Below are 8,296 nucleotides of genomic sequence, written 5' to 3' on the forward strand. Positions count from 1 at the left end.
TCCGTTAATTCATATGGTCATGGAAGTGGATTCTAAAATAAAAATCTTCTTCCTTGAAACAGGTTTGCATTTTTGGGATACGCTCTTTTATCGTGAGCAACTTGAACCAATCTGGGATTTGAATATCGTTGACTTGCGCCCGGATAGAAGCTGGAAAAATTTTCTGCGTCGTTTTGGACGAGACCTACCGGAAACAGATCCTGACCTGTGCTGCTATATTCGTAAAGTACAGCCGATGCAAAAAGCGATGGGGGGGCTCAACGCATGGCTAACGGGAATCCGCCGCGACCAGACAGAAAATCGTGCCAAGGCCAAAATCCTCGAATATAAACGGGATGGGCTGCTGCGGATTGCCCCGCTATTGAACTGGACTAAGTCCGATATCTGGGACTATATCACTGAGAATAACATTCCACGCCACCCCTTGCCGCTCTCTGAATATCCCAGTGTGGGATGCAAACCCTGCACACGAGCGATACTGTCAGGGGAAAATGAGCGCGCAGGGCGTTGGTCAGGAAAAGGGAAAACAGAATGCGGGCTGCATACTGATCTCTTCAACAAAGATAAACTAACGGAATTAGATTTTAAGCTGGGAATAGATAAAACATAGTACAATAATTCACAGAAAAGACTGTAAATTGGGACAAACCACGTTTCTATGTTTTCAAGGAGGTTCATCATGAAATCAAAAAAGCTTATCGTCCTCGCAGCAATTCTTCTTCTGTCTCTTGCCTGTAGTTTGCTTGGCCCGGCCAATACAACTGACCCATCTGCCAACCTGGCCGCCACGCAAAACGCCCTGCAATTGACACAAATTGCAATAGAGAGTCAACAGAGTGGGGGCAATAATGAACAACCCCCCAGTAATAACAATTCAAGTGATCCACCTGCTCCGACCGCTCAAGTCGTCCCACAAGCGCCACCAGCAGCAGTCACCCGGGCAACGGGATTTGGACCAGCGCAACCATGGGGAGCGGGCGGTGGCTGTCATAAAGCCTGCCATTTTGCAGATGTTAATGGAGATGGTTTTGACGATTTCATTGCCGAAGACAACGATGGGATTTATGTCCTTCTTTCCACAGGCAGTGGGTTTGCTCCCTATCAAAAGTGGTCCGGTGGTGGATGTCAGAAAGCCTGTCATTTTGCAGACGTGACCGGTGATGGCAAAGCGGATTTTATTGCCGAAGATAATAACGGGATATTTGTCATGCCTTCCACAGGCAGCGGTTTTGCCGCCCACGAACCCTGGGGGGAAGGCGGCGGATGCAATAAAGCCTGCCATTTTGCAGATGTGACCGGTGATAGGAAAGCCGATTTTATCGCTGAAGATAACGACGGCATTTATGTTTTACCCTCGACCGGGAGCGGATTTGGTGCTGCCCAACCCTGGGGAAAAGGAGGCGGATGCCAGAAAGCCTGCCATTTTTCAGATGTGACCGGTGATGGGATTGCAGACTTCATCGCCGAAGATAATAACGGCATCTTTGTCCTACGCTCAAACGGGAGTGGGTTTGGTCCTGCTGAACCCTGGGGAGAAGGTGGCGGATGCCATAGAGCCTGCCATTTTGCAGATGTGACTGGGGATGGCAAAGTCGACTGGATCGCTGAGGATAACGATGGCATTTATGTTTTGCCCTCCACTGGAAGCGGATTTCCTGCTTATGAACCCTGGGGAAAAGGTGGTGGATGTCAAAAAGCCTGTCATTTTGCGGATGTAACTGGTGATGGTATCGCCGATTTCATCGCTGAAGATAATAATGGGATCTTTGTTTTGGTAGCCCAGTAATTTTTTTAAGAAAACCCTTGACGACCGCTAATATCTTATGATAGACTAGCTCCCGTTGCGCAAGCAGCAAAATTTTTGAAAGGAGACGCACAATATGAACATGACCAACCACATCTATTGCTTTGTACCCCAAGGCGATGTTTCTACCCTAATCCTTCCTCGGAGTGCGTCTGTTGCCCTTTAGTAGACTAATTATCTAAACACCTTAAGCCACAGAGCATTCTGCTCTGTGGCTTTTTTATTTGCCTATGTAATCTAAAGTCACGGAAGAAATTCTGTGGCTTTTTTATTTACCCTCACCACCCCCTCACCCGTTCTTGCTGCGCTCGAACTTCCCTCTCCCGCTCTGCGGGAGAGGGGGAGCGAGCGAAGCGATGCGGGGGGGAGGGCACAAAGGAAAACATCATGTTTCAAAACCAGATCACCCGCGCCAAAAAAATCTACGCCGAATACCCACCTCAATTTTGGGTTGTCGTCGGCGCATCCTTCGTAGACCACCTCGGCGGAGCCTTGCTTTACCCCTTCTTTGCCCTCTACGTCACTAAACATTTCGATGTGGGGATGACAGAAGTCGGTATCCTTTTTGCAATCTTCTCCGTCTCGGAGTTTTTTGGCAGTATCTTTGGTGGAGCACTGACCGACCTGATCGGCCGCAAAAAAGTCATCATCATCGGGCTGATTGTCAGCGCCTTCACCAGTGTCGGTATGGGCCTGGTTAACCGTCTTGAACTTTTCTACCTGATGGCAGTTATCACTGGTCTCTTTGCCGATATGGCAGGACCCGCCCGCCAGGCGATGATCACCGACCTACTTCCTGAAGAAAAACGTGCAGACGGCTTTGGCATCATGCGTGTTGCGATGAATTTAACGGTCGCGATTGGACCCGCCATTGGCGGTTTCATCGCCGCCCGCTCCTATATGATGCTCTTCGCCGCAGATGCGATCTCCAGCACCATCACCGCTTTTTTCTTCTACAAATTGGTCGCTGAAACACTTCCCAAAGCGGCGAAAGAAGAAAAAGAAGCTCGACCCAGCTTTGCCGATAGCTTCCGTGGCTACGCAAAGGTTTTCAAAGACAACGCCTTTATCATTTACATGCTTCTCTCGATGGTCGTCACCATCGTTTATATGCAGATGTACGGCGCGCTCCCTGTTTTCCTGCGCGATATTCACCAAATTCCGGAATCCGGCTTTGGGATGCTGATGAGTCTTAACGCCACTATGGTCGTTCTCTTCCAGTTCGTGATCACACGCAAAATCGGCGACCGACCGCCGATGCTCATGTTGGCCCTAGGTGCACTAATCTATGCAGTCGGCTTCGTCATGTATGGCTTCACTGGCCAATATGCCATCTTCATGGTCGCAATGGCGATCATCACAATCGGTGAAATGGTCGTTACACCCGTTGCGCAAGCCCTCGTTGCCAAATTCTCACCCGAAGAAATGCGCGGGCGTTATATGGCGGTCTTCGGCATCTCGTGGCTCATTCCGGGGGCGATCGGTCCGCTCCTCGCCGGGCTGGTGATGGATGCGGGCAAGCCTCTTTGGGTCTGGTACGCATCCGGGATCCTGGCTGCGGCCGCCTCGCTCGGATTCGTCATCTTCCATCAATATTTTAAGCAGGATGAAAGCCCCGCTCCGCGCGCGGACCTTCAACTTGCTACCGCTAAAAAGGAGTTATCCTGATGAAAAACTCATCCCTGTTTACTTCTGCGTCAATCTGCCTTACCCCGATTGACGCAGAGGATGACGCTCACGCCCTCTCCGCGTGGACACAAGACAGTTGCTATATTGCCCTCTCTGAGGAGACCGCACCACGACCTCTTTCAAAAGCGCAAGCCAAAGAAGCGATTAATGCCCTCATCAAAGAAGAAGATGAAAAACGAAACAGCTTCTGGTTTGGCATTCGCCCTCTCAATGATAAGAAATTGCTTGGAATCATTGGCTTCCCCTGGGTTGATTGGAGCAATGGCGCAACCTCAATCGCAATCAGCATGAAAGATTGGGTCGAATATAGCCGCTCATCCACACGAGAGGCATTGGCATTATTGCAAACATATGCCTTTAACGAAATCAGTATGCACAGGCTCGGGATTAGCATCCCCGCCTATAACAAAATATTGATCTCCACAGTGCAAGCATTAGGATTTGAAGAAGAAGTCCGCCGCCGCAAAACTATATTTCGGTTTGGCTGCCGTTGGGATAACCTTCACCTTGGCCTACTTGCAAGCAACTGGATAAATGGAGAACAAAATGATTAAGAATATCTTTATCGGTGAAAAAGTTCGCCTGCTTGCGATGAACCCTGAAATTGACGGGAAACTGATGTCCGAATGGAGACGGGATACCGAATACGCCCGTCTCCTGGACAGTGATCCGGTCCGTTTGTGGAGCGGAAATCAGATGAAAGATTGGTTTGAAAATAAGCAAAAAAATGAAGCCTTTGAGGAAATCAATTTTATGATCTACCCCCTCGAAAGTGAAGAGCCGATCGGATTTATTGAGCTGGATGGCATCGCCTGGCATCATCGCACCAGTTGGGTCGGGATCGGAATTGGCAATCGCGACTATTGGGGTCAGGGTTATGGCTCGGATGCAATGCGAATACTCTCCCGATATGCCTTTGATGAGCTCGGACTCTATCGTTTGAATTTAAATGTTTTTTCTAATAATACGCGCGCCATCCAGGCTTATGAAAATGTTGGCTTCAAAGTAGAGGGCGCCATTCGTGATGCCCTCCATCGTGATAATCAACGTTGGGATCTGGTCTTCATGGGTTTGCTGGAGGAAGACTTTAGGCATCAGACCTAAGTCTTCAGCATAAGAGCCAAAAACGGAGAATGTGATGACGATAATGCCTCGTGCTTAAAACACGACATACTAATTTTTCACATCGTAGTAACCGCTTTAGCGGGTAGCAAAAACACAAAATTATAAATATATACCTCAGACATCAGTTCTCGGTTTTTTGCTGAAGACTAAAGTCTGAAGTCCGATGTCTCCTAAAAAGGAAAATATAATGGCTGAACTAAAACTCCCTGTAGGATATACCCTGCGCAATGCAACCTGGGATGACCTCGAAGTAGTAACCCAATTGATCTTCGATGTTTGTCTACATGATGGAGATCCTGATGTTGCCACTACTGTTGATGAATTACGTGAAATATGGGAAGACCCCAATCTCATCCTTGAAACGGACACCTGGGTGGTTACCACAAAGGAAGGGTCTGTTGTAGGGTATGAAGAGTTTTACAATCGCAGTAAACATGCTTCCCTGCTGGGAGATGGGTATGTTCATCCTGATCATCTGGAAAAAGGTATCGGCACAACCATGCTGCGCGCACTTGATAAACGTGCCATCAAGGAAATGCAAAAAGCTGATCCAGATCTGCGTGTTTATATTCGCAATGGCATGTCTATAGATGATATTGTCGCCCGTACAATGCACGAAGCGGAGGGTTACTCCCCAATTCGCTTTTTTTGGCGGATGGAAATTGAACTTGAAAAAGAACCGCCCACCTCCGTTTTTTATAAAGGGATTGAATTACGCCTCTTTGATGAAAAAGCACACGCTCATTTGGTACATAAAGCACATCAGGAAGCGTTCAAAGATCATTGGGGATTTACCCCCATTCCCTTTGATGAGTGGAAAAGACGCTTCATTGAAAGCAGCGAGTATCTCCCTGAATTATGGTTTATAGCGTGGGATGGTGAGGAAATAGCTGGCTATGTAATAAACCATTATAAGATGGGAAATGGCTGGGTATCCAGTCTTGGGGTACGTCCTGCATGGCGAAAGCGTGGTTTAGGGATAGCATTACTGAACAAAAGCTTTGCTGCATTTTACGAGCGCGGAACACAAAAAATCGGCCTGGGCGTAGATGCGGAGAGCCAAACTGGTGCTACCCGATTGTACAAAAGTGCCGGGATGAGCGTGGGATCAGAATACGTTTCCTACGAAAAAGAATTTCGGCCCGGGCGTGAGATAGAGGAATAAGACTTGAGACGACAGACATCAGATCTCAGCAAAAAACTAAAGTCTGAAGTCTGGTGTCTGATGTCCGAAGTCTCAAAATAAGGAAAAAGAAAATGACCAACATTAAACCCCCCGAAGGATTTACTGTCCGTCCGGCAACAATGGATGACGTCCCCGCCTGTACGGAGATGTTCAACCTTTGGGCAGAAGATGCCCTCGGATACAAAGAAGTAACTGAAGAAGAGATTCTCAATTCATTTGAATCTCCCGGATTTTCCCCGGAAAAAAACGCTCACCTTGCTTTCACCGAAAGTGGTACCTTGGTGGGTTATGCCGAAGCGTGGACACATGGTGAAACCCCGATCCGACCCTGGCTTTGGGTACGTGTTCATCCCGATTATCAGAATCTCGGTCTGGGCACATATCTCACGCAATGGGCTGAAATTTTAGCCTCGCAGGTCCTCGATCGACTGCCTGATTATTTACGCGTTTGTTGGGAACTTGGTGTGGATGGACGTGTGGAGGCGGCGATAGAATTATTCGAGAATATGGGGTATGAACACTATCGCAGTTATTGCCAGATGCGTATAGAAATGGATGCCCCGCCGCCCGCCCCTCGCTGGCCAAATGATATTGTTCTGAAGCCGTTTGACCCCACGCGCGATCTTGAAGCTGTTTATCTGGCAGATATTGATTGCTTTAAAGATCATCATGGTTATGTGGAAGAGAATTTCGAAGACGACTTTCCACGTTTTCGGCATCATTTTATTGAGACTGAGAATTATGACCCCGCTCTGTGGTTCATCGCCTGGGACGGGGATCAGATCGCGGGTATTAATATTTGCCGACCTTATTCACATGAGGATGAAACCATGGGCTGAGTATCCACCCTCGGAGTCCGCCGCCCGTGGCGCAAAAAGGGGTTGGCGCTGGCTCTCCTGCATCATTCCTTTGGCGAGTTCTACCGTCGTGGTAAAACGAAAGTCGGCCTTGGTGTGGACGCAGGCAGCCTGACAGGCGCTCTGGATCTTTACAAAAAAGCTGGGATGTCTATCTTTTCGAAATTCGATAAATATGCAAAAGAGATTCGTGCTGGTGAGGAAATTAGCTTACAATCTATAAAAGAATAAAAGACCCTGAGCGGAAGGCGAATGAAATGAGCCCGTAGTCGAAGGGCGGTATTGTAAGAATCCGCTCTTCACCCTATCGGGTACAGGCGATGAGGCTGCGCTCCGCTCAGAGACTGTACACAAAAAAGGAGTCTCCAATGCAATTAAAATGTTCACACTGCAGTAAAATGTTTGCCCTGAATAAGGATGCCGCGCTCGCAGGCATGTACGCCATCGAAAACGAAGGATTACTACGTTACGATTTCCCCTGCGATCATTGCCAGCGCGCCAACCGCGTTTCCAGCGAACGGCTAGAGGAAACCTACCCGAACTGGAAAGAAGAATACGATGATATGCTCAAGAGGGCAGCCAAGTTTGAGAAGAAACAGGCTGCACTAACAAAACAGGCTGCCGAGAGCAAAGGGAAACCCAAGAAAGAAAAGAAAAAACGCAATCGTAACCGATGAGCATCAAAGCCGTAATTTTTGACCTGGGCGGGGTGCTGGTGCGGACAGAAGACCGCGCCCCTCGTACAAAATTAGGCCTCCGTTTTGGGAAATCTTATGCCGAGATGGACAGGGTCGTGTTTAATAAATCCAGCTATCGGGCATCGATCGGGGAGATTACATCACGGGAACATTGGCAATTTGTGATGCATTCGCTTGACCTCCCTGAGAGCGAAATTGAATCATTTTACGATCAATTCTTCGGCGGCGATGTCGTGGATTACGAGATCATCAAAACGATCACTGCGCTCCGCCCGCAGTATACGACGGCCCTGCTCAGCAACGCCTGGGATGATCTGCGACAGTTAATGGTCAAAAAATGGAAGATCGAGAGCGCCTTTAATCAGATCTTCATCTCCGCTGAAATTGGCATCGCCAAACCAGATGAGCGCATCTACAAGTTTACACTGGAGAAATTGGGCATCGCCCCGGAAGAAGCGGTCTTTGTGGATGACTTCATCGAAAATATCGAAGCCGCCCGAGTGCTGGGAATGCACGGCATCCATTTCAAGGAACCAGATGCAGCGATGCGAGAGTTGAGGGATTTGTTGAAGAATTAAAAATAATTTTGAGGAATAGGGGATTTGAAAAAATCGCATGAATGAAGAATATCAGATCGTTCCCATTGAAAAGCCGGAAGAATCTGCCTGGGGGATCATTGGCGGAGGTCTTAGTAAATATAATATTGATCAAGTTGGGGATAATAACTTCCAACGGCTGTGCTATGCGCTCCAGAATTCTGAAGGGGAAATTGCAGGCGGTATCCTGGGCGAAGTCTATTGGGGTTGGCTCTATGTTGATCTCTTATGGGTCAAGGAGGAACTTCGCGGGCAAGGGTATGGACATCGCCTTTTGACGCAGTTAGAAGAGGAAGGGATCAAACTTGGCGCCAAAAAAGCCTATCTGGATACCTTTAGCT

The 8,296-nt window shown here is 48.2% G+C and carries 10 protein-coding genes and 1 pseudogene; all 11 read left to right on the plus strand.

Annotated features, from left to right (window positions below; genetic code table 11):
- On the plus strand, positions 1 to 610 hold a 610-nt coding region (locus AC3DOM_RS04840), incomplete at its 5' end, for a phosphoadenylyl-sulfate reductase (RefSeq protein WP_487917897.1).
- Positions 611 to 679: 69 nt separating this feature from the next.
- Positions 680 to 1,786, plus strand: coding sequence for an FG-GAP repeat domain-containing protein (locus AC3DOM_RS04845; RefSeq protein ID WP_487917898.1), 1,107 nt, complete (start codon positions 680 to 682; stop codon positions 1,784 to 1,786).
- 405 nt (positions 1,787 to 2,191) lie between these two features.
- Entirely contained in the window at positions 2,192 to 3,472 is a 1,281-nt protein-coding gene (locus tag AC3DOM_RS04850; protein ID WP_487917899.1) for an MDR family MFS transporter, read from the plus strand.
- Complete coding sequence (locus AC3DOM_RS04855; RefSeq protein WP_487917900.1) at positions 3,472 to 4,047, plus strand: GNAT family N-acetyltransferase; 576 nt, start codon at positions 3,472 to 3,474, stop codon at positions 4,045 to 4,047. The genes AC3DOM_RS04850 and AC3DOM_RS04855 overlap by 1 nt, the downstream gene beginning before the upstream one ends.
- Positions 4,040 to 4,597 carry a GNAT family N-acetyltransferase gene (locus AC3DOM_RS04860; protein WP_487917901.1) on the plus strand — a complete coding sequence of 186 codons (558 nt, stop codon included), beginning with the start codon at positions 4,040 to 4,042 and terminating at the stop codon, positions 4,595 to 4,597. The genes AC3DOM_RS04855 and AC3DOM_RS04860 overlap by 8 nt, the downstream gene beginning before the upstream one ends.
- 208 nt (positions 4,598 to 4,805) lie before the next feature.
- A complete protein-coding gene (locus tag AC3DOM_RS04865; protein WP_487917902.1) occupies positions 4,806 to 5,783 on the plus strand; it encodes a GNAT family N-acetyltransferase in 978 nt (325 codons plus the stop codon).
- A gap of 92 nt (positions 5,784 to 5,875) precedes the next feature.
- Complete coding sequence (locus AC3DOM_RS04870; protein ID WP_487917903.1) at positions 5,876 to 6,643, plus strand: N-acetyltransferase family protein; 768 nt, start codon at positions 5,876 to 5,878, stop codon at positions 6,641 to 6,643.
- An 18-nt stretch (positions 6,644 to 6,661) separates the two neighbouring features.
- Positions 6,662 to 6,892 (plus strand): annotated as a pseudogene (locus tag AC3DOM_RS04875) (N-acetyltransferase); the annotation flags it as partial.
- A 137-nt stretch (positions 6,893 to 7,029) separates the two neighbouring features.
- Positions 7,030 to 7,338, plus strand: a complete 309-nt coding sequence (locus AC3DOM_RS04880; RefSeq protein ID WP_487917904.1) for a hypothetical protein — start codon at positions 7,030 to 7,032, stop codon at positions 7,336 to 7,338.
- On the plus strand, positions 7,335 to 7,937 hold the full coding sequence (locus AC3DOM_RS04885) for an HAD family hydrolase (RefSeq protein WP_487917905.1): 603 nt from the start codon (positions 7,335 to 7,337) through the stop codon (positions 7,935 to 7,937). The genes AC3DOM_RS04880 and AC3DOM_RS04885 overlap by 4 nt, the downstream gene beginning before the upstream one ends.
- A gap of 37 nt (positions 7,938 to 7,974) precedes the next feature.
- Positions 7,975 to 8,296 (plus strand): GNAT family N-acetyltransferase (locus AC3DOM_RS04890; protein ID WP_487917906.1); only part of this gene is annotated, 322 nt, incomplete at its 3' end.

This window comes from Candidatus Desulfolinea nitratireducens, from assembly GCF_982879505.1.